Below are 20791 nucleotides of genomic sequence, written 5' to 3' on the forward strand. Positions count from 1 at the left end.
CCGGGTGTCGGCGTCAGAGGCCGGACAGCCTCACGCCTCGAACGGCCGGGCCGGCCACGGCGCCTCCGCCGGGCGCAGCGCGTCCAGGCCGTCGCCGGAGCGGGCGGCGACCAGCGACAGCACGCCCACCACCAGGCAGTTGTTGTGCAGGTCGCCGGCGAGCACCCCGCGCACCAGCTCGTCGACGGGGACCCGGGCCAGCTCCATGTCGGCCTCCTCGTCCTCCACCGCGAACCGGTCGCCCTCGGCCTCGGACAGCCCCCGTGCCAGGAAGATCCGCACGGCCTCGTCGCAGCCGCCGGGCGTGGTGTAGACGTCGGCCAGCACCCGCCAGTCCTCCGCCTTGACGTGCGCCTCCTCGTACAGCTCGCGCTGGGCGGCGTGCAGCGGGTTCTCGCCGGGCACGTCGAGCAGTCCGGCCGGGATCTCCCAGAGCTTCTGGCGCACCGGGTGCCGGTACTGGCGCAGCACCACGGCCCGGTCCGCGTCGTCGAGGGCGAGGACGGCCACGGACCCCGGGTGGACCTGGTAGTCGCGGTCGACCACGGCGCCCCCGGGCATGACGACCTCGTCGGTGCGCACGGAGGTCTTCTTGCCGACGAAGGGAGTCTGCGTCCGGCGGATCTCCCACTCCTCCGGGGTGTCCTTGATCGTCATGCCTGTCCTTCCGAACCGATGCGGTGGAACCCGGCCGGCCTGCGACAAGGCGGCCGGGGCGCGAACCGTTGAAGGTTCGCACCCCGGCAACCGTACAACTGGGCGTGCTACTCCGAGATCTTCCGCTCGACCGCGGCCTTCACCAGCCCGGCGAAGAGCGGGTGCGGGCGGGTCGGACGCGACCGCAGCTCGGGGTGCGCCTGGGTGGCGACCAGGTAGGGGTGCACCTCACGCGGGTACTCGACGTACTCGACGAGCTTGCCGTCGGGCGACGTGCCGGAGAACACCAGGCCCGCCTTCTTCTCCAGCTCCGCGCGGTAGGCGTTGTTCACCTCGTAGCGGTGCCGGTGGCGCTCCTCGACGTACTCCTTGCCGTCGTAGACCTCGCGGACGATGGAGCCCTCGGCCAGCTTGGCCGGGTACATGCCGAGCCGCATGGTGCCGCCCATGTCGCCCTCGCCTGCGACGATGTCGAGCTGCTCCGCCATGGTGGAGATCACCGGGTGGGCGGTGGCCGGGTCGAACTCGGTGGAGTTGGCGTCGGAGATGTCCGCCAGGTTCCGCGCGGCCTCGATCACGATGCACTGCAGGCCCAGGCACAGACCCAGCAGCGGGATCTTGTGCTCGCGGGCGTACTTGATCGCGCCGACCTTGCCGAGCACACCACGGTCGCCGAAACCGCCGGGGATGCAGATGCCGTCGACGTCGCCGAGCTGCGCCTGGGCGCCCGCCGGGGTCTTGCAGTCGTCGGACGTGACCCACTTGATCTTGACGCGGGCCTTGTTGGCGAAGCCGCCGGCGCGCAGCGCCTCGGTCACCGACAGGTAGGCGTCCGGCAGGTCGATGTACTTGCCGACCAGGGCCAGGGTGATCTCGTGGTCGGGGTTGTGCACCCGGTCCAGCAGGTCGTCCCAGGTGGTCCAGTCGACGTCGCGGAACGGCAGGTCCAGCTTGCGGACCACGTAGGCGTCCAGGCCCTCGCCGTGCACGGTCTTCGGGATGTCGTAGATCGAGCGGGCGTCGGGGCAGGCGACCACGGCGGCCTCGTCGACGTCGCACATCAGCGAGATCTTCCGCTTGATCGCGGTGGGGACCTCGCGGTCGCAGCGCAGCACGATCGCGTCGGGCTGGATGCCGATGTTGCGCAGCGCCGCCACCGAGTGCTGGGTCGGCTTGGTCTTCAGCTCACCGGAGGGGCCGATGTAGGGAAGGAGAGAGATGTGGACCACGAACACGTTGTCGCGGCCGACCTCGTGCCGCACCTGGCGGACCGTCTCCAGGAACGGCAGCGACTCGATGTCGCCGACCGTGCCGCCGACCTCCGTGATCACGACGTCGACCTCGTCGGTCGCCATGCGCCGGATGCGGTGCTTGATCTCGTTGGTGATGTGCGGGATGACCTGGACGGTGTCGCCCAGGTACTCCCCGCGCCGCTCCTTGGCGATCACCGTGGAGTAGACCTGGCCCGTGGTGACGTTCGCGGAGCCGTCGAGGTCGCGGTCGAGGAAGCGCTCGTAGTGGCCGATGTCCAGGTCGGTCTCGGCGCCGTCGTTGGTGACGAACACCTCACCGTGCTGGAAGGGGTTCATCGTGCCCGGGTCGACGTTGAGGTACGGGTCGAGCTTCTGCATCACGACGCGCAGACCGCGGGCCTTGAGCAGCATGCCGAGGCTGGAGGCGGTCAGGCCCTTGCCGAGAGAGGAGGCGACACCCCCGGTGACGAAGATGTGCTTGGTCGTCGATGATTTGGGCGGCATGGCCAAGAGGGGGCTCCCGTGGTCGCGGTCTGTGGGTGCGGTTCCGGGGTTTCTCGCCCACCGGTCCACGGGCTACCAGCGTATCAGCGCCGCGGGGGGATGGCTCACGGCCACGCTCCGCGCACGGGAGGCCACGCAGCATGCAGCACACACGAGACCCTCACCCGGGGGTCACTCGTTCGGCGGAGCCGCGTTGCCGCGAGCGGCACACAGATCATCTACGTGCGTCGTATCCTGCTCGGACACTCGCTGCCGAGCCCGGCCGGCCGAACGGCACCACCCCCGCCCGTAAGTTCCGGAACAACGTGAGCTCGTCAGTTCGTTGAGCAAAGATTGGCGCTTTGCATGCACGGCGGAGCGGCTGCTTTGCTTCACAGCTCAACGACGCATTGCAACAACCCCCTTGACCGCACTAGCGACAGCCCCCTCGTGGGGTGACGTGGCCGTTCGACTGGAGATGCACGTGGCCGGGCGCATCGAAGATTACGCACTCATCGGAGACATGCAGACCGCAGCGCTGGTCTGCCGGGACGGCACGGTCGACTGGCTGTGCCTGCCGCGCTTCGACTCGCACGCCATCTTCGCCGGGCTGCTGGGAACCGAGGAACACGGCTTCTGGCGGCTGGGTCCCGCGCACGCCGACGACGCGGAGCCGCCCGCGGCGACCCGGCGGCACTACCGGGGCGACTCCCTGATCCTGGAATCCGAGTGGGACACCGACAGCGGCACGGTCCGCGTGACGGATTTCATGCCCCCGCGCGACGGCGCCCCCCAGCTGATCCGCATCGTGGAGGGGGTGTCGGGCCGCGTCCCCATGCGCTCGACGCTGCGCATGCGCTTCTCCTACGGCCGGGTGGTGCCGTGGGTGCACCGCCACGAGGGCCGTACCGTCGCCGTGGCAGGACCGGACTCGGTGTGGTTCGACACCACCGCCGAGACCTACGGCGAGGAACTGACCACGTACTCGGACTTCGCCGTGGCGCCCGGCGACCGGATCGCGTTCACCCTCTCCTGGGAGCCCTCGCACAAGCAGCCCCCGGCGCTGCCCGAGCCCGAGCAGTCCCTCGAGGCCACCGAGGACTTCTGGCGCGAGTGGGTCGAGCACTGTACGTACCACGGCCCCTACCGCGAGGCCGTGATCCGCTCCCTGATCACGCTGAAGGCCCTCACCTACGCCCCCACCGGCGGCATCGTCGCCGCGCCCACCACCTCCCTGCCCGAGGACATCGGCGGCGTCCGCAACTGGGACTACCGCTACACCTGGCTCCGTGACGCGGCGATCACCCTGTCCTCGCTGCTGCGCACCGGCTACCGCGAGGAGGCCCGCGCCTGGCGCGAGTGGCTGCTGCGCGCGGTCGCCGGCGACCCGGAGAACCTTCAGATCATGTACGGCATCGCCGGCGAGCGCGAGCTCGGCGAGGCGGAGCTGGACTGGCTGCCCGGCTACGAGGCCTCCGCCCCGGTCCGGGTCGGCAACGGCGCGGCCCACCAGCTCCAGCTCGACGTGTACGGCGAGGTCATCGAGGCCCTGCACCTGGCCCACATGACCGGCCTCGCGCGCAACGACTACGCCTCGCTGCTCCAGCTCAAGCTGATCCGCTACCTGGAGAAGCACTGGCAGGAGCCGGACGAGGGCATCTGGGAGGTGCGCGGCCCGCGCCGCCACTTCGTGCACTCCAAGGTGATGGCCTGGGTGGCCGTCGACCGCACGATCAAGCTGATCGAGTCCGGCGACGCCGAGGGCCCGCTGGAGGAGTGGAAGCAGCTCCGCGACGACATCCACCGCGACGTGTGCGAGAAGGGCTACGACAAGGAGCGCAACACCTTCACCCAGTCCTACGGCTCCAAGGAGCTGGACGCGGCCCTGCTGCTGATCCCCCAGGTGGGCTTCCTGCCGCCGGACGACAAGCGGGTGATCGGCACCGTCGAGGCGATCCAGCGCGAGCTGTCCACCTCCGACGGGTTCATCCTGCGCTACCCGACCGAGGGCATGGACGAGGGCGTCGACGGCCTGCCCGGCGACGAGGGCGCGTTCCTCGCCTGCTCGTTCTGGATGGCCGACGACCTGGCCATGATCGGCCGGGTGGACGAGGCGCGGAAGCTGTTCGAGAAGCTGCTGGCGCTGCGCAACGACCTCGGGCTGCTGGCGGAGGAGTGGGACCCGCGCCTCCAGCGCCAGGCCGGCAACTTCCCGCAGGCGTTCAGCCACGTGCCGCTCATCGACACGGCCCTGCGGCTGACGGCGTCGGGGGCGTACGGAGGCTGACGGCGCCGCCCCGCCCCCGGCCGGCCCGGAGGCGGGGCGCGGACCCGTTCACGCAGGCCGGACGTGTGACGAGGACACGCCCCCGGGTACCGTCCGCTGCATGAGCACCGCCGGCACACCCCCGCCCACAGGCATCACCGTGCAGCGCGCCCTGGAGCTGCCCGGGCTGCGCGGCGGCCTCCCCGAGGTCGTCGCCTGCGCGGAGCGGCTGGGGCGCACGGTGCGCTGGGTGCACGCGGGCGAGGTGCCCAACATCGCCTCCCTGCTCAAGGGCGGCGAGCTGCTGCTGACCACCGGCTACGGGCTGGGCACGCGCCCGGCCGACCAGCGGGCGTTCGTGCGCACGCTGGCCGAGCGGGGCATCGCGGCCCTGGTGGTCGAGCTGGGCCCGCGCTTCACCCGGCTGCCCGCCGCCCTGGTCGACGCGGCCCGCTCCGCCGGGCTGCCGCTGGTGCAGCTCCACCGCGAGGTGCCGTTCGTCACGGTCACCGAGGAGATCCACACCGAGATCGTCAACGGGCACTACGCGCTGCTCCAGCGCGCGGAGGAGGTGCACCGGCGCTGCACCGAGGCGCTGCTCGGCGGCGGGGGCGCGCCGCAGGTCCTGGAGATCCTCGCCGGATTCACCGGCAACCCCGTGTTCCTGGAGACCACCGACGGCCAGTTGCTGTACGCGGCCGGCGAGGGCCCCGAGCGCGCGGACCCGCTCCAGGTGTGGGAGGGGCTGCGCGACCGGCAGCGCGACGACCCGCCGGCCGGCACGGTCCTCGTGGACGTGCCCGGCGGAGGCCCCGGCAGCGGGGGTGTCCGGGCGCGGCTGGTGCTGCTGCCGGTGCGCAGCACGCCGGAACCGGTGCACCGGATGGCGGCCGAGCGGGCGGCGGGCATCCTCGCCCTGGTGCTGATGCAGGCCCGCCAGGAGGAGGAGCTGGCGGCGCGCGGCCGCGGCGACTTCCTCACCGACCTCGCCGAGGGCCGGATCACCGCCGAGGCCGCACCCGCGCAGGCCCGCGTGCTGGGTTTCAAGCCGGGCCGGGGACCGCTGCTGCCGGTGGTCATGCGGCTCGGCGACACGCTCTCCCCGCAGGGCGGTGGCTGGGCGGTGCTGGCCCGCGCGGTGGGCGAGGAGCTGTCGTCGCTCGGCGTGCCGGTGCTGCTGGGCGTGCGGCCGGTCGAGGGGCGGGTGCCGCTGCTGCTCGCGCTGCGCGCGGAGTCGGACCGGCCGTCCGTCGCGGACCGGGTGGCGGCCGCGCTGCGCGCCGGGGTGGAGCGCGCGGGCATGCTGCGGCCGGGCGGACGGCCGCCCGTGGTGGTGGTCGGGCCGGCCGGCGACTGGGCGGCGGTGCCGATGGGGCTGCGGCACGCGGTGGAGGCGGCGACGGCGGCGCAGGGTCTGCCCGGGCGACCCTGGTACGACGCCCGGCGGCTGGACATCGACCTGCTGCTGTGGCGGCTGCGCGACCACCCGGACCTGGCGGACTTCGTGCAGCGGGCGATCGGCCCTGTGCTGGACCACGACCGGCGCTCGCGGCCCGCGCTGCTGCCGACCCTGGAGACGTATCTCGCGCACGCCGGACGCAAGGCGGAGACCGCGCGGGAGCTGCACCTGAACCGGCAGACGCTGTACAACCGGCTCGCCCGCATCGGGGAGTTGCTGGGCGCCGACCTCGACGACCCGCAGACGGTGCTGACGTTGAGCCTGGCGCTGCGGGCGCGGCGGCACGTGCCCTGACCGTCGGGGAGGCACGACCGCCCGGGGACGGAGGATCAGATCAACGGCCGGGGCTGGGTCAGCTCGTCGTAGACGCTGAGCACCTGGGCGACCGTCTGGTCCTCGGTCGGCCAGGTCGCGGCCTGCCGCACGCCCCGCCGTACGAGCGACTCCCGGTGCTCCGGATCCTCCAGGAGCCGGGTCACGGCGTCGGCGAGCGCCCGCGCGTTGCCGTGGGGCACGAGTTCGGCCGCGTCGCCGACGAGTTCGGGGACGGAGCCCACCCGGGTCGCGACGAGCGGCACGCGCGCGTGCAGCGCCTCCTGGGCGAACGTCGACCGCGCCTCCTCCCTGCGGCTGGGCAGCACGGCCACGTCGGCCGCGGCGAGCAGGTCTGAGGCGTCCTCCCGCCGGCCGAGCAGCCGCACCGGCAGGTCCCGCGCCTCCACGGCCCGCCGCAGTTCGCCGTGCAGCGGCCCCTCCCCCGCGATCACCACCAGCGGCACCGGGTCGAGGCGCTGCCAGGCGTGCGCGGCGTCCACCAGGACGTCGAGGCCGCGGTGCCGTTCCAGGGAGCCGACGGCGATGATCAACGGGCGGTCCAGGGCGCCGAGTTCGGCCCGCACCTTGGGTGTGCGCCGCTCCGCGTCCTGAGACGCCGGCGCGCTGCGGGGGCCGGGCAGGGAGACCGCGGCGAGCCGGGCGTCACGCGCTCCGCCGCGGCGGGCCCGGTCCACCAGCGCGGAGGTCGTGCCCAGCACCACGTCGGCCGCCCGCACGACCCGCCGCTCCAGTACGCGCAGGAAGTGCGCGCGGGGGCCTTCGGCGTGCGCCCGGTCGTGCCAGGTGACGACGAACGGGGTGCTCCGCCCGCTGAGCGCCATGGACGTGCGGAACGAGGCGTGCAGACCGTGCGCGTGCACCAGGTCGGCGCCCGAGCAGGCGACGCGCAGCGCGGCCACCGACCCCGGGTCGCTGCTGCGGGGCACGTGCACGTGCTCCGCGCCGACCTCGGTGAAGCCGTAGGCGCGGTCCGCCTCCTCGGGGGCGCACACCGTGACCCGCACGCCCCGCGCCACCAGCCCGGCGGCCAGCGAGCGGACGTGCGCGCCGCCGGCGGCGTTGCCGCCGCCCAGCACCTGCACGGTGCGCAGCGGCGACCGGCCGTGCGGTGCGTGGCTGCTCACGGGGGTCACGTGGCCGGGCTCCTGGTTCGGGTCGTACGTCACGACGAACGTACCGAAGGATCCCGCGGAGGGGCGGCCCGCGCGGCGTCCTCCGCGTACACCGTCAAGCATGCCAGCACGCACGGCAGTTCTGGGAACCGCGCGGGCGTACGCCGGGGTCCACACCTGACGGCACATCACCCGTAAGGATGACGGAAGGTCCCCGTCCGGCAGGGTCAGGCGTCCGCCCGCGCCGCCGCGAGCAGCTCCTCGGCGTGCGCCCGCGCCGTCTCGGAGTCCTCCTGGCCGGCCAGCATCCGCGACAACTCCCGTACGCGGTCCTCGCCTTCGAGCACCTTGACGCCGGACCGGGTGACCGAGCCGTCGCTGGTCTTCTCCACCAGCAGCTGCCGGTCGGCGAACGCGGCCACCTGTGGCAGGTGCGTGACGACGACGACCTGCGCCTTCTTCGCCAGCCGGGCCAGACGCCGCCCGATCTCGACCGCCGCCTTGCCGCCGACCCCGGCGTCCACCTCGTCGAACAGATACGTCGGCACCGGGTCGGTCCCGGCGAAGACGACCTCCACGGCCAGCATCACGCGCGACAGCTCACCGCCGGAGGCGCCCTTGGCGATCGGGCGGGGCGGCGCCCCGGGGTGCGGGGCCAGCAGCAGCTCGACCTCGTCCACACCCGACGGTCCGTACGCCACCGTGCGCCCGTTCACCTCGACGCCGTCGGGGTCGTCGGTCTGCCGGATGTCGAACGACACGCGCGCGTGCGGCATGGCGAGCGACGCCAGCTCCTCCGTCACGGCCGCCGCGAACCGCTCCGCCGCCTCCGCCCGCGCCTCCGACAACTCCTGCGCCAGCGAACCCAGTTCGGCGCGGAGCGCGTCCCGCTCGGCGGTCAGCTCGCCGATCCGCTCGTCGTCGCCCTCCAGTGCGGTGAGGCGCGCGGCGCTGCGCTCCGCCCAGGCCAGCACCTCGGCGACGTTCTCGCCGTACTTGCGGGTCAGCGCGTTCAGCGCCGCCCGACGCTCCTCCACCGCCGCCAGCCGCAGCGGGTCCGCGTCCAGGTCGTCGGCGTAACCGGCCAGCTCGCCCGCGACGTCACGCAGCAGGATGCCGATCTCGCCGATGCGGTCGGTCAGCGCGGCCAGCGTCGGGTCATGGGCCCGTACGGCCTCCAGCGCCCGCTGGGCGCCCGCGACGAGCGTCCCGGCGTCCACGCCCTCCGGGTCCTCCGGGTTGCCCGCCAGCGCGGCGTGCGCGACGGCGGCGGCCGACGCGAGCGCCTCGGCGTGCCCGAGCCGCTCGGCCTCCTCGGCCAGTTCCGTGTCCTCCCCGGCGCGCGGCTCGACGGCGGCGATCTCCTCCAGGCCGAAGCGCAGCATGTCGGCCTCCTGGGCCCGCTCCCGCGCCCGGGTGGTGATCTCCTCCAGCTCCGCGGTGACCGCCCGCAGCCGCTTGTACGCCTCCGCGTACGTCCCGAGCGGCTTGGCGACCGCGTACCCGGCGTACCGGTCGAGCGCCTGGCGCTGCCGGGACAGCTTCAGCAGGCCCTGCTGGTCGCTCTGCCCGTGCACGGCCACCAGGTCGTCGGCGAGCTCCGCGAGCAGCCCCACGGGCACGCTGCGCCCGCCCAGGTGCGCCCGGGACCGACCCTCGGCCGAGACGGTACGGCTGACCAGCAGCGTCCCCTCGTCGAGCTCGGCCCCTGCCTCCTCGGCGCGCACGACGGCCGGTGAGCCCTCGGGCACGGCGATCCGCCCCTCGACCACCGCGTTGCGCGCGCCGATCCGCACCAGGGCCGCATCCGCCCGTCCGCCCAGCAGCAGGCCCAGGCTGGTGACCACCATGGTCTTGCCCGCACCCGTCTCACCGGTGACGGCGGTGAAGCCGGGCGACAGCTCCACCACAGCGTCGTCGATGACACCGAGCGACCGTATCCGCATCTCCTCTAGCACGGACACGACCATACGAGGTCCACGCCGGGGAGTGCGACCGCCCCACCCCTGTCACCCGGGGGAGCAGATCTCCCCCAGGGCCGCGGGGAACTGCGCGAACGGCCACAAACAACCCGCACCCGCCGGAGCTGCGAAACCACCCCATCGGGACGGCTAATGCGGCGCCCCGCGCCACCCCGACACGGGCAACGCGAACTTCGCGACCAGCCGGTCGGTGAACGAGGCATGGTGCAACCGGGCGAGCCGCACCGGCACGGCCCCCCGCCGCACCTCCACCCGGGCGCCCGCCGGCAGCTCGACCGTCCGCCGCCCGTCGCACCACAGCACGCCCGGCGGGACGTGCGGCAGCACCTCCACCGCCAGCACCGAGTCCGGCGAGGTCACCAGCGGCTTGGCGAACAGCGCGTGCGCGCTGATCGGCACCATCAGCAGCGCCTCGACCTCCGGCCACACCACGGGCCCGCCCGCGGAGAACGCGTACGCGGTGGACCCGGTGGGCGTGGCGCACACGATGCCGTCGCAGCCGAACCCGGTCACCGGCCGGCCGTCGATCTCCAGGACGACCTCCAGCATCCGCTCGGCGGACACCTTCTGCACGGCCGCCTCGTTCAGCGCCCAGTCCGTGTGCACGATGTCACCGTTGCGGTGCACCACGACGTCGACGGTCATCCGCTCCTCGACCTCGTACGCCCGGCTCACCACCCGGTCGACGACCTTCTCCAGGTCGTCCCGCTCGGCCTCGGCGAGGAAGCCCACCCTGCCGAGGTTGACGCCGAGCATCGGCACCCCGGAGGCGCGGGCGAACTCGGCGCCGCGCAGCAGCGTGCCGTCACCGCCGAGGACGATCAGCAGCTCGCAGTCGTCCAGGCACTGGGGGGTGGCCTCCTTGACCGTCTGCACGTCGTCCGGGAGCGGCAGGTCGCGGGCCTCCTCCTCCAGCACCCGCACCCCGAGCCCCGAGCGCAGCAGCCCCTTGACCACCAGCTCGGCGCTGCGGATGGCCGCGGCCCGCCCGGTGTGGGCCAGCAGGAAAACAGTACGAGCACGGTTCTGTGTCAACGCGGCCCCTCCGCCACAGCACGGTCAACGTCGGCCGGGTCCAGTTCCGGTGCCCCGGCCCGCAGCCACAGGAAGTATTCGACATTCCCGGAGGGTCCGGGCAGCGGACTCGCCGTCACGCCCTTCACCCCGAGCCCCAGCTCCCAGGCCTTGGCCGCCACCTCCCGGACGGCCTCGGCGCGCAACTGCGGGCTGCGCACGACACCGCCGCTGCCCAGCCGCTCCTTGCCCACCTCGAACTGCGGTTTCACCATCATCACCAGATCGGCGTCCGGCGTCACGCACCGCTTCAGAGCGGGCAGCACCAGTCCGAGCGGGATGAACGACAGATCCCCCACCACAAGATCCACTGGCTTCCCATCGATGACCTCGAGTGTCAACTCCCGTACGTTCGTACGGTCCTTGACGGTCACGCGTTCATCCTGCCGGAGAGACCAGGCGAGTTGTCCGTATCCGACGTCCACCGCGACCACGTGCGCGGCGCCCGCCCGCAGCAGCACATCGGTGAAACCGCCGGTGGAGGCGCCCGCGTCGAGCGCCCGCCGGCCCTTCACCACCAGGCCCTGCGGCACGAAGGCGTCCAGCGCCCCGGCCAGTTTGTGCCCCCCGCGCGAGACGTAGTCGGGGTCGTCGGCGTCCTCGGCGACCACGATCGCGGCCGCGGTCTCCACCTGGGTGGCGGGCTTGGTCGCCACCGTCCTGCCCACGCTGACCCGCCCGGCGGCGATCAGCTGGCCGGCGTGCTCGCGCGAGCGTGCCAGCTTGCGGCGGACCAGCTCCGCGTCGAGACGGCGGCGTGCGACTCCTGCCACGTTCGGTTCAGCTCCTGTGTACGTGTGCCGACTGGGACGGGTGCCCCGGCGTGCCCCGGTGCGGGGCCGCGGGCGAGGGACCCGGGCGGGCGTCGAGCGCGGTGAGCGCGTCGCGCAGCCCCCGGTGTACATCCTCGTACACCTCGAGGTGGCCGTCGGTGGTGAGGTGGTCGGCGTCGGCCAGCCGTTCCACCTGGGCGTCGACCTCGGCGTTCCCGGTCGGGGTGCGCGGCACGCCCAGCGGAGCGGGACCGGCGGGCCCGTCGTCGTACGGCGGCTGCGCCGCGGCCTGCTCCGGCGGCCCGTCCCGCGTGGCCCCGGGGACCGGCTCCGTGTCCGCCGCCTTCGGCACTGCGTCGTTCATGCCCCGACGCTACCGCGAACGGCTGGGGTACCGTCGTGCGCGATGACCACGATCGAGGAGTGCCGTGCGGCACTCGACAAGCTGTCGGACAGCATGGGCGACGCCGAGGGCGACGTCCGTGCGGCGGCCTCGATGGAGCGGTCGGTCACCTGCCACGTCACGGACCTGGACGTGACCTTCGCGGGCCGCCTCACCGGCGGCCGGATCGAGGTGCGGGACACCGTCCCCGGCCCGCCGCGCGAGAAGGCGCAGATACGGCTCGCCATGACGGGTGACGACCTGGTGGCCCTGGTGGACGGGCGGCTGCACTTCGCCCGGGCGTGGGCCTCGGGGCGGGTGCGGCTGGAGGCCGGCCTGCGCGATCTGTTCCATCTGCGCAAGCTTCTCTGACGCCTCAGACCAACGCCTCAGACCTTCGTGGCCTCCGCCTTCGTACGGGACGCCCGCGCCGCGGGCACGACCAGCGGGGTGCCCGTCTCGGGGTCGTCGATGACCTGGCAGCGCAGCCCGAACACCTCCTCCACCAGCTCGGCGGTCACGATGTCCTTCGGCGCGCCCTGGGCGATGACCCGGCCCTCGCGCAGGGCGATGAGGTGGGTGGCGTAGCGGGCGGCGTGGTTGAGGTCGTGCAGGACGGCGACGAGGGTGCGGCCCTGCTCCTCGTGCAGGTCGGCGCACAGGTCGAGCACGTCGATCTGGTGCTGGATGTCCAGGTAGGTGGTCGGCTCGTCGAGCAGCAGCAGCGGCGTCTCCTGGGCCAGCGCCATGGCGATCCACACGCGCTGCCGCTGTCCTCCGGACAGCTCGTCGACGTACCGCTCGGCGAGGTCGGCGACGCCGGTGCGGGCCATCGACTCCCGCACGACCCGCTCGTCCTCGGCCGACCACTGGCGCAGCAGGCTCTGGTGCGGGTAGCGGCCGCGCGCGACCAGGTCGCCGACGGTGATGCCGTCGGGCGCGACGGAGGACTGGGGCAGCAGGCCGAGGGTGCGGGCGACCTTCTTGGCGGGCAGGGAGTGGATGGCCTGCCCGTCGAGCAGCACGCGGCCCTCGCTGGGCTTGAGCATGCGGGACAGGGCGCGCAGCAGGGTGGACTTGCCGCAGGCGTTGGGGCCGACGACGACGGTGAAGGAGTGGTCCGGTATCTCCACCGACAGATGTTCGGCGATGACCCGCTGGTCGTAGGCCAGAGTGACGTTCTCGGCGGACAGGCGGTTCACGGTGCTCCTTCGGGTGTTCTTCTTCTCGGCGCCGCTCATATCCGGCCCGCCCTGCGCTCGGTGACCAGCAGCCACAGCAGGTAGACGCCGCCGACGACGCCGGTGACCACCCCCACGGGCAGCTGCTCCGCGCCGAACGCCCGCTGCGAGACGAAGTCGGCGAGGACCAGCAGGGCGGCCCCCATGCACATCGAGGCGACCAGGTTCGGTCCGGGCGACCGGGTGAGGCGCCGGGCGAGCTGCGGCGCGGTGAGCGCGACGAAGCTGACGGGTCCCGCGGCGGCGGTGGCGGACGCGGTGAGCAGCACGGCGGACAGCATCAGCACCAGCCGCAGCCGCTCGACGCGCACGCCGAGGGCGTTCGAGACGTCGTCGCCCATCTCCGTCATGCGCAGGGCGCGGGAGTTGGCGAGGACCACCGGGACGAGGACGGCGCACAGCGCGAGCAGCGGCCACACCTGGTCCCAGTCGCGCCCGTCGAGGGACCCGGTCATCCAGACGACCGCGCGGGCGGCGTCGACGATGTCGGACTTGGTGAGCAGATAGCCGTTGACGGCCGTGACGACGGCGGAGACGCCGATGCCGACCAGCACCAGCCGGTAGCCGTGCACGCCCCGCTTCCAGGCGAGGACGTAGATGGCGGTGCCGGTGAGCAGGCCGCCGGCGAGCGCGCCGAGGGCCACCTGGTTGGCGCTGCCGGAGAACAGCACGATCACGGTGAGCGCGCCGGCCGTCGCGCCCTGGCCGAGGCCGAGGATGTCGGGGCTGCCCAGCGGGTTGCGGGAGATGGACTGGAACAGGGCGCCGCCGATCCCGAGGGAGGCGCCGACCAGCAGCCCGACCAGGACCCGCGGCAGCCGCAGCTCGGTGACGATGAACTCCTGCCCCTCGGTGCCCTGCCCGGCGAGGGAGCGCAGCACGTCGGAGGCGGACATCGGGAAGTCGCCGGTGCCGATGAGCAGCACGCTCGCGCCGAGCGCCAGCAGCATCAGCAGCACGACGACGGTGAAGGCACGCACGTCCAGCCGGACCGAGAGGCCGCCGGGGACGCGCACCGCACGGTTGGTCTTCACAGCTGGGCCGTCCTCCGCCGTCGTACGAGAAGAATGAACACCGGGCCGCCGATGATCGCGGTGACGATGCCCACCTGGAGTTCGGCGGGCCGGGCCACGATCCGGCCGAGCACGTCGGCGCCGAGCAGCAGCACCGGCGACAGGACCGCCGCGTACGGCAGGATCCAGCGCTGGTCGGGCCCGGTGAAGGAGCGCACCACGTGCGGCACCATCAGGCCGACGAAGACGATCGGACCGCACGCGGCGGTGGCGGCGCCGCTCAGCATCGTCGCGACGAGCATGGACAGCGCGCGGGTGCGGTTGAGGTCGGCGCCGAGCGCCTTGGCGGTGTCGTCGCCCATGGCCATGGCGTTCAGCGGCCGGGCGAGCAGCAGCGCCAGCAGGCTGCCGACGACCAGGAACGGCACGACCTGCATGACGGCCTCGTCGCTGCCGGAGGCGAGCGAGCCGACCGTCCAGAAACGCATCCGGCCGAGGGCGGCGTCGTCGAGGATCATCACGGCCTGGAGGTAGCCGTAGAGCGCGGCGCTGATGGCCGTGCCGGCGAGCACCAGCCGTACCGGGGTGGCGCCCCGGCGCCCGCCGAGGAACCACACGATCGCGCCGACGGCGGCCGCCCCGCAGAACGCGAACCAGACGTACCCCGACAGGGAGGTGACGCCGAAGAAGGTGATGGCGGTGACGACCGCCGCGGAGGCGCCGGCGTTCAGTCCGAGGAGTCCCGGGTCGGCCAGCGGGTTGCGGGTGAGCGCCTGCAGCACGGCCCCGGCGAGGCCGAGGGCGGCGCCGGCGAGCAGGCCGAGCAGGGTGCGGGACAGCCGGTCGGACACCACGGTGTCGGCGTAGGTGCCCGACGCGTCGAACAGCCCGTGCCACACCTGCCCCAGGGACAGTTCCTTCGCGCCGACCGCGATGCTCGCCAGCGCGACGAGCACCAGCACCGCGAGGGACACGAGGAGGCCGGCCGTGCGTATCGCCCGGCGGCCGGGGAGCACGGAGGCAGGCTCCGCGCGCTGTTCGGGGGGACTCTCGACCAACACCCGGTTAGGCTAGCCTATCCTCCACTCGGATCGAGATCCGGAAGCCGCCCCGCGCCCCGGCGGACCGTCACAGCCCCAGCCGCGCCAGCGCCTTCCCCGCGTCCAGTGGGCACGTCTCCTCGCCCGCCGCCGTCCAGGCCGCCGCGCACAGCGCCCGCAGCCCGTCCAACGGCGCCCCGTCCCCGTCCAGCTCCAGCCGCCCGGCGCCGGCCGCCGCCGTCCACCCGCCGCACCGGAAACCGCCGCCGTCCTCGACGACCTCGGGCTGACCGGTCAGCAGCCCCCGCAGATCGGCGTCCACGTACGTCGGCCGGTGGTGCGGCGGCGCCGCGAGGAGCTGCGCACCGTCCGTCACGCCGGTGAGCACCAGCAGCGAGTCCACCCCGCCGTTGAACGCCCCCTCGATGTCCGTGTCCAGCCGGTCCCCCACCACCAGCGGCCGCTCGGCGCCCGTGCGCAGGATCGTCTCCCGGTGCATGGGCGGCAGCGGCTTGCCCGCGACCTGCGGCTCGGCGCCGGTGGCGATCCGCACGACCTCCACCGCCGCGCCGTTGCCGGGCGCGATGCCCCGGCCACTGGGGATCGTCAGGTCGGTGTTGGACGCGAACCACGGCACGCCGCGCGCCACGGCGTAGCACGCCTCGGCGAAGCGGCCCCACGCCAGCTCAGGGCCGCCGTACCCCTGCACGACCGCCGCCGGGTCGTCGTCCGCCGACTCCACCGGCACCAGCCCGCGCTCGCGCAGCGCCACCCGCAGGCCCTCGCCGCCCACGACGAGCACCCGGGAGCCCTGCGGCACCTGGTCGGCGATGAGCCGCGCCACCGCCTGCGCGGAGGTGATGACGTCACCGGCCTCGGCCGGTATACCGAGCTCGGTCAGGTGCGCGGCGACGGCGTCGGGCGTGCGCAGCGCGTTGTTGGTCACGTAGGCGAGACGCATCCCGCCGTCCCTCGCCGCCGCGAGCGAGGGAACCGCGTGGCCGATGGCCTCACCGCCCGCGTACACCACTCCGTCGAGGTCGAGCAGCGCCGTGTCGTACGCCTCGCTCAGGGCCTGCCCACTGCCCTCGGGCCTCGTCCTGACGCTCCGGCTCATTCGCATCGCTCCTCGTTCGACGGCTTTCCCCCGATCATCCCCCATGGGGCCGACACCCGTACGATGCCGAGATGAACTCTGCAGGTCACTCGAAGGCAACGGCGCCCCGAGGGCTGGAACTCACCCCGTTCCGCGGCCTTCGGTACGACCCTGACCGGGTCGGCAGCCTGGCCGCCGTGACATCCCCGCCCTACGACGTCGTGGTCCGCCCCGACGGCCTGCACCACCTCCAGTCCGCCGACCCGTACAACATCGTCCGCCTGATCCTGCCCGAGGCCGGCACGCCCGCGGAGCGCAACGCCCAGGCCGCCGAGACGCTCCGCCGCTGGCGCGCCGAGGGCGTCCTCACCCCCGACCCGGAACCCGGCCTGTACGTCTACGAGCAGCGCGACGGCGACGGCCTGGTGCAGCGGGGTGTGATCGGCACGCTGCGCGTCTCCGAACCGGAGGAGCGGCTGGTGCTGCCGCACGAGGACGTCATGCCGCACATCGTCGCGGACCGCGCGGACCTGATGCGCGCCACCAGCGCCAACCTGGAGCCGCTGCTCCTCACCTACCGGGGCGACGGATCGGCGGCGGGTACGGCCGACCTGATCGAGCGCACGGCCGGCCGGCCGCCGCTCCTCGCGACCACCACCGAGGACGGCGTCCACCACGGCCTGTGGTCGGTCACCGACCCCGCCGACCTGGCGATGATCCGCGGCGAACTGTCCGCCCACCAGGCGCTGATCGCCGACGGCCACCACCGCTGGGCGACCTACCGCCGGCTGCGCGCGGAGCACCCCTCCCCCGGCCCCTGGGACCACGGCCTGGTCCTGCTGGTCGACACGGCCCGCTATCCGCTGCGGGTGCGCGCCATCCACCGCCTGCTGCACGACCTGCCGGTCGCCAAGGCCCTGAAGGCGCTGGACGGTTCCTTCCGCGTCCGCCGTCTGGACGTACCGCTGCCGGGAGCGATGGACGCGCTGGCCGAGGCGGCGGAGCAGGGCAACGCGTTCCTCCTCACCGGGGACGACGGCGCCTTCCACCTCGTCGACCGGCCGGACCCCGCGCTGCTGGACCGCACGGTGCCGGCGGACCGCCCGGAGGCCTGGCGCACCCTGGACGCGACGGTCCTGCACGCCACGCTCCTCGACCACGTCTGGCGCGTCCCCGACGACCCCGCCCACATCGCGTACATCCACGACACGGCGGCCACGGTGGACAAGGCCCGACGCGACGGCGGTACGGCGGTGCTGATGCACCCCGTGCACGAGGACGTGGTGCGCGACCTCGCCCGCCAGGGGGTCACGATGCCCCGCAAGTCGACGTCGTTCGGCCCGAAACCGGCGTCGGGCCTGGTGCTGCGCGTCCTGGACCTCTGAGCGCCGGGGAACAGGAGAAGGGGCGGGCCCCGGCTGTGCGCCGGGGCCCGCCCCTTCTCCTGTGCGTGATGCCGCGAGGACGTCAGTCCTTGTCGTCGTCCCGCGCGTCCTGCTCGTCCTGCTCGTCGCGGCTGTCGACGGCGCCGTCCACGGGAGCGGCCTCGTCCTCGTCCTCGACGAGGGCGTCCATGAACTCCACGCCGTCCAGCTCGGCCAGCCGGTCGGAGGCGTCCGTGCTGCCGTCCCGGTCGGCCTCGACGGCCTTGGCGAACCACTCGCGCGCCTCGCCCTCACGGCCGGCCGCGAGCAGCGCGTCGGCGTACGCGTACCGCAGACGCGCGGTCCACGGCTGCACGGAGTTCGAGGCCAGCTCGGAGCTCTGCAGGGTGACGATGGCCGCGTCCAGCTGGCCCATGTCACGCCGGGCACCGGCCGCGACGAGCCGCATCTCGACCTGCCCGGCCTTGTCCAGCTTCTGCACCTCGGGGGCGCCGGCCATGTCCAGCGCCTTCTCCGGCCGTCCGAGCCCGCGCTCGCAGTCCGCCATCAGCGGCCACAGCTCCACGGTCCCGGTCATCCGCCGCGCGGCCCGGAACTCGGCGAGCGCCTCGGCGTACTTCTGCGTCGCGTACGCGGCGAACCCGGCGGCCTCCCGCACGGCGGCCACGCGCGAGGCGAGCCGCAGAGCGATACGGGAGTAGGCGTAGGCGCGCTCGGGGTCCTCGTCGATGAGCCGGGCGACCATCACCAGGTTCTTGGCGACGTCCTCGGCGAGCGTCTTGGGCAGGCTCTGCAGCTCCTGCCGGACGTCCTTGTCGATCTCCTCGCCGGTGACGTCCTCGGGGATCGGCAGCCGCTTGATGGGCTCGCGGTCACGGTCCCGCTCGTCACGGAAGCGGCCGCCGCCCTGGCGGTCGTCGCGTCCACGGAAGCCACCGGGACGGCCGCCCCGGTCGTCACGCCGCGGCCCACGGCCACGGTCACGGTCGTCGCGGCCGCGGTAGCCGCCGCGGTCCCGGTCGTCGCGGCGGTCGTCACGGCGGTCGTCGCGCCGGAAGCCACCGCCGCGGGAGTCGCGGTCGCCACTGCGGGTGTCGGTACGGCTGTCGCCGCCGCGACGGAAGCCGCCACGGTCGCGGTCGCGGTCGCCGCGCTCGGGACGGTCGTCACGACGGAAACCACCACGGTCGCCACGGTTGTCGTCGCGGCGGAAACCGCCACGGTCACCACGGTCACCGCGGTTGTCATCACGGCGGAAGCCGCCACGGTCGCCGCGATCGTCGCTGCGGCCGCGGTAGCCGCCACGGTCCCGGTCGTCCCGGCGGTCATCCCTGCGGTCGTCGCGTCGGCCGTAGCCGCGGTCGTCGTCGCGACGGAAGCCGCCACGGTCACGGTCGCGGTCGCCGCGCTCGGGACGGTCGTCACGACGGAAACCGCCACGGTCACCACGGTTGTCGTCACGGCGGAAACCGCCACGGTCACCGCGGTCGTCGGAGCGTCCTCGGTAACCGCCACGGTCCCGGTCATCACGCCGGTCATCACGCCGGTCGTCACGACGGTCGTCCCGGCCGCGGTACCCACCGCGCTCGCCCCCGCGGCTGTCACGGTTGTCGTCGCGACCACGGAAGCCGCCACGCTCGGGCCGGCCGCCGCTGCGGTCACGGTCGCTGTTGCGGTCCCGATCGCGGTCGCGGTCGTCGCGGCGGAACGGGGGACGGTCGCCGTCCCTGCGGAAGCCACGGTCGCGGTCGTTGCCACGCCGGGGGCCGCCGCGCTGGCCGCCACGGTCCCCACGGTCCGAGCGGTCACCACTGTCCCGTCGCCGCTGGTCGCGCTCCGGTCGGTCGTCGGGAGAGTTGGTGGACATCGGTGACTCCTGTCTCGGTACTGCAAGCATAAATACAAAAAGGACCCCTGGCCCCAGCTGAACGCTGGCGACCAAGGGTCCTTCCAAAGATTGTTCGGCGGCGTCCTACTCTCCCACAGGGTCCCCCCTGCAGTACCATCGGCGCTGTAAGGCTTAGCTTCCGGGTTCGGAATGTAACCGGGCGTTTCCCCTACGCTATGACCACCGAAACCCTAATGGTTTCGAGCGAACAAGCACACTCTTCTGTTATGTGTTCTGCTCAAAGCCGACAACGGTCGTTGTCTCAGAACTAACACAGTGGACGCGAGCAACTGAGGACAAGCCCTCGGCCTATTAGTACCGGTCAACTCCACACGTTACCGTGCTTCCATATCCGGCCTATCAACCCAGTCGTCTACTGGGAGCCTTACCCTCTCTAGGAGGTGGGAGTCCTCATCTCGAAGCAGGCTTCCCGCTTAGATGCTTTCAGCGGTTATCCCTCCCGAACGTAGCCAACCAGCCATGCCCTTGGCAGAACAACTGGCACACCAGAGGTTCGTCCGTCCCGGTCCTCTCGTACTAGGGACAGCCCTTCTCAAGACTCCTACGCGCACAGCGGATAGGGACCGAACTGTCTCACGACGTTCTAAACCCAGCTCGCGTACCGCTTTAATGGGCGAACAGCCCAACCCTTGGGACCGACTCCAGCCCCAGGATGCGACGAGCCGACATCGAGGTGCCAAACCATCCCGTCGATATGGACTCTTGGGGAAGATCAGCCTGTTATCCCCGGGGTACCTTTTATCCGTTGAGCGACGGCGCTTCCACAAGCCACCGCCGGATCACTAGTCCCGACTTTCGTCCCTGCTCGACCCGTCGGTCTCACAGTCAAGCTCCCTTGTGCACTTACACTCAACACCTGATTGCCAACCAGGCTGAGGGAACCTTTGGGCGCCTCCGTTACCCTTTAGGAGGCAACCGCCCCAGTTAAACTACCCATCAGACACTGTCCCTGATCCGGATCACGGACCCAGGTTAGACATCCAGCACGACCAGACTGGTATTTCAACGACGACTCCACCCGAACTGGCGTCCGAGCTTCACAGTCTCCCAGCTATCCTACACAAGCCGAACCGAACACCAATATCAAACTGTAGTAAAGGTCCCGGGGTCTTTCCGTCCTGCTGCGCGAAACGAGCATCTTTACTCGTAGTGCAATTTCACCGGGCCTATGGTTGAGACAGTCGAGAAGTCGTTACGCCATTCGTGCAGGTCGGAACTTACCCGACAAGGAATTTCGCTACCTTAGGATGGTTATAGTTACCACCGCCGTTTACTGGCGCTTAAGTTCTCAGCTTCGCCTGGACGAATCCAAGCTAACCGGTCCCCTTAA

General features: G+C 72.5%; 16 protein-coding genes and 2 rRNA genes (1 of these 18 cut by a window edge). 4 read left to right on the plus strand and 14 right to left on the minus strand.

Translation table 11 applies throughout. The features are described 5' to 3' along the window. Window positions 1–30: 30 nt before the first annotated feature. Both ACP7TJ_RS06500 and ACP7TJ_RS06505 read right to left on the minus strand, forming a co-directional pair. Complete coding sequence (locus tag ACP7TJ_RS06500) at window positions 31–657, minus strand: NUDIX domain-containing protein (RefSeq protein ID WP_093765028.1); 627 nt, start codon at window positions 655–657, stop codon at window positions 31–33. A gap of 107 nt (window positions 658–764) precedes the next feature. Continuing rightward, window positions 765–2414: a CTP synthase gene (locus ACP7TJ_RS06505; RefSeq protein ID WP_093765029.1), complete on the minus strand. Its 1650-nt coding sequence runs from the start codon at window positions 2412–2414 to the stop codon at window positions 765–767. A gap of 463 nt (window positions 2415–2877) precedes the next feature. On the opposite strand from ACP7TJ_RS06505, the gene ACP7TJ_RS06510 reads away from it, so the two are divergent. Together ACP7TJ_RS06510 and ACP7TJ_RS06515 are read left to right on the plus strand one after the other, a co-directional pair. Then, window positions 2878–4680 (plus strand): glycoside hydrolase family 15 protein, encoded by a 1803-nt coding sequence (locus ACP7TJ_RS06510; RefSeq protein WP_427767297.1) that lies wholly within the window; start codon window positions 2878–2880, stop codon window positions 4678–4680. A 100-nt stretch (window positions 4681–4780) separates the two neighbouring features. Continuing rightward, a complete protein-coding gene (locus ACP7TJ_RS06515) occupies window positions 4781–6412 on the plus strand; it encodes a PucR family transcriptional regulator (protein ID WP_093765030.1) in 1632 nt (543 codons plus the stop codon). Between the two features lie 35 nt (window positions 6413–6447). On the opposite strand, the gene ACP7TJ_RS06520 is transcribed toward ACP7TJ_RS06515, so the two are convergent. The 5 genes from ACP7TJ_RS06520 to ACP7TJ_RS06540 form a co-directional block, all read right to left on the minus strand. Beyond that, on the minus strand, window positions 6448–7587 hold the full coding sequence (locus tag ACP7TJ_RS06520; protein WP_427762427.1) for a glycosyltransferase family 4 protein: 1140 nt from the start codon (window positions 7585–7587) through the stop codon (window positions 6448–6450). 206 nt (window positions 7588–7793) lie between these two features. Next, a complete protein-coding gene (gene recN, locus ACP7TJ_RS06525) occupies window positions 7794–9536 on the minus strand; it encodes a DNA repair protein RecN (protein ID WP_367491801.1) in 1743 nt (580 codons plus the stop codon). A gap of 141 nt (window positions 9537–9677) precedes the next feature. After that, window positions 9678–10583, minus strand: a complete 906-nt coding sequence (locus ACP7TJ_RS06530) for an NAD kinase (protein ID WP_093765032.1) — start codon at window positions 10581–10583, stop codon at window positions 9678–9680. After that, on the minus strand, window positions 10580–11395 hold the full coding sequence (locus ACP7TJ_RS06535; protein ID WP_367452659.1) for a TlyA family RNA methyltransferase: 816 nt from the start codon (window positions 11393–11395) through the stop codon (window positions 10580–10582). Before ACP7TJ_RS06535 ends, ACP7TJ_RS06530 begins: the two co-directional genes overlap by 4 nt. A 7-nt stretch (window positions 11396–11402) precedes the next feature. Continuing rightward, entirely contained in the window at window positions 11403–11759 is a 357-nt protein-coding gene (locus ACP7TJ_RS06540; RefSeq protein ID WP_093765034.1) for a hypothetical protein, read from the minus strand. Window positions 11760–11801: 42 nt separating this feature from the next. Here ACP7TJ_RS06540 and ACP7TJ_RS06545 point away from each other — a divergent pair, with 42 nt between their 5' ends. Next, entirely contained in the window at window positions 11802–12149 is a 348-nt protein-coding gene (locus tag ACP7TJ_RS06545) for a sterol-binding protein (protein ID WP_093765035.1), read from the plus strand. Window positions 12150–12166: 17 nt separating this feature from the next. Here ACP7TJ_RS06545 and ACP7TJ_RS06550 read toward each other — a convergent pair whose 3' ends face one another. From ACP7TJ_RS06550 to ACP7TJ_RS06565, 4 genes are all read right to left on the minus strand, one after another. Beyond that, window positions 12167–13018, minus strand: a complete 852-nt coding sequence (locus tag ACP7TJ_RS06550) for an ABC transporter ATP-binding protein (protein ID WP_093765036.1) — start codon at window positions 13016–13018, stop codon at window positions 12167–12169. Beyond that, complete coding sequence (locus tag ACP7TJ_RS06555; protein ID WP_093765037.1) at window positions 13015–14052, minus strand: FecCD family ABC transporter permease; 1038 nt, start codon at window positions 14050–14052, stop codon at window positions 13015–13017. The genes ACP7TJ_RS06550 and ACP7TJ_RS06555 overlap by 4 nt, the downstream gene beginning before the upstream one ends. After that, on the minus strand, window positions 14049–15092 hold the full coding sequence (locus tag ACP7TJ_RS06560) for a FecCD family ABC transporter permease (RefSeq protein ID WP_093765038.1): 1044 nt from the start codon (window positions 15090–15092) through the stop codon (window positions 14049–14051). The genes ACP7TJ_RS06555 and ACP7TJ_RS06560 overlap by 4 nt, the downstream gene beginning before the upstream one ends. Before the next feature lie 67 nt (window positions 15093–15159). Beyond that, the gene (locus ACP7TJ_RS06565) at window positions 15160–16188 is read right to left on the minus strand and encodes an HAD hydrolase-like protein (RefSeq protein ID WP_266396013.1); all 1029 of its coding nucleotides are present in this window, start codon (window positions 16186–16188) and stop codon (window positions 15160–15162) included. A gap of 71 nt (window positions 16189–16259) precedes the next feature. On the opposite strand from ACP7TJ_RS06565, the gene ACP7TJ_RS06570 reads away from it, so the two are divergent. Continuing rightward, complete coding sequence (locus ACP7TJ_RS06570; protein ID WP_093765040.1) at window positions 16260–17552, plus strand: DUF1015 domain-containing protein; 1293 nt, start codon at window positions 16260–16262, stop codon at window positions 17550–17552. Between the two features lie 82 nt (window positions 17553–17634). Here the strand turns inward: ACP7TJ_RS06570 and ACP7TJ_RS06575 are convergent, their stop codons facing one another. From ACP7TJ_RS06575 to ACP7TJ_RS06585, 3 genes are all read right to left on the minus strand, one after another. Continuing rightward, window positions 17635–18405, minus strand: a complete 771-nt coding sequence (locus ACP7TJ_RS06575) for a hypothetical protein (RefSeq protein ID WP_380878512.1) — start codon at window positions 18403–18405, stop codon at window positions 17635–17637. Window positions 18406–19511: 1106 nt separating this feature from the next. Further along, window positions 19512–19628: ribosomal RNA gene (rrf, locus tag ACP7TJ_RS06580) — 5S ribosomal RNA — on the minus strand. Window positions 19629–19732: 104 nt separating this feature from the next. Beyond that, window positions 19733–20791: ribosomal RNA gene (locus tag ACP7TJ_RS06585) — 23S ribosomal RNA — on the minus strand; it runs 2065 nt beyond the window's last position.

It is taken from the genome of Streptomyces sp. DSM 41931 (genome assembly GCF_050271085.1).
GTDB lineage: Bacteria > Actinomycetota > Actinomycetes > Streptomycetales > Streptomycetaceae > Streptomyces > Streptomyces albogriseolus.

Excerpts from the sequence above, each read along its gene's own strand:
- ACP7TJ_RS06540 (WP_093765034.1), bottom strand. The coding sequence starts at position 11,759 with ATGAACGACGCAGTGCCGAAGGCGGCGGACACGGAGCCGGTCCCCGGG.
- recN (WP_367491801.1), bottom strand. The coding sequence starts at position 9,536 with ATGGTCGTGTCCGTGCTAGAGGAGATGCGGATACGGTCGCTCGGTGTC.
- ACP7TJ_RS06500 (WP_093765028.1), bottom strand. The coding sequence starts at position 657 with ATGACGATCAAGGACACCCCGGAGGAGTGGGAGATCCGCCGGACGCAG.
- ACP7TJ_RS06565 (WP_266396013.1), bottom strand. The coding sequence starts at position 16,188 with ATGAGCCGGAGCGTCAGGACGAGGCCCGAGGGCAGTGGGCAGGCCCTG.
- ACP7TJ_RS06515 (WP_093765030.1), top strand. The coding sequence starts at position 4,781 with ATGAGCACCGCCGGCACACCCCCGCCCACAGGCATCACCGTGCAGCGC.
- ACP7TJ_RS06570 (WP_093765040.1), top strand. The coding sequence starts at position 16,260 with ATGAACTCTGCAGGTCACTCGAAGGCAACGGCGCCCCGAGGGCTGGAA.
- ACP7TJ_RS06545 (WP_093765035.1), top strand. The coding sequence starts at position 11,802 with ATGACCACGATCGAGGAGTGCCGTGCGGCACTCGACAAGCTGTCGGAC.
- ACP7TJ_RS06550 (WP_093765036.1), bottom strand. The coding sequence starts at position 13,018 with ATGAGCGGCGCCGAGAAGAAGAACACCCGAAGGAGCACCGTGAACCGC.
- ACP7TJ_RS06505 (WP_093765029.1), bottom strand. The coding sequence starts at position 2,414 with ATGCCGCCCAAATCATCGACGACCAAGCACATCTTCGTCACCGGGGGT.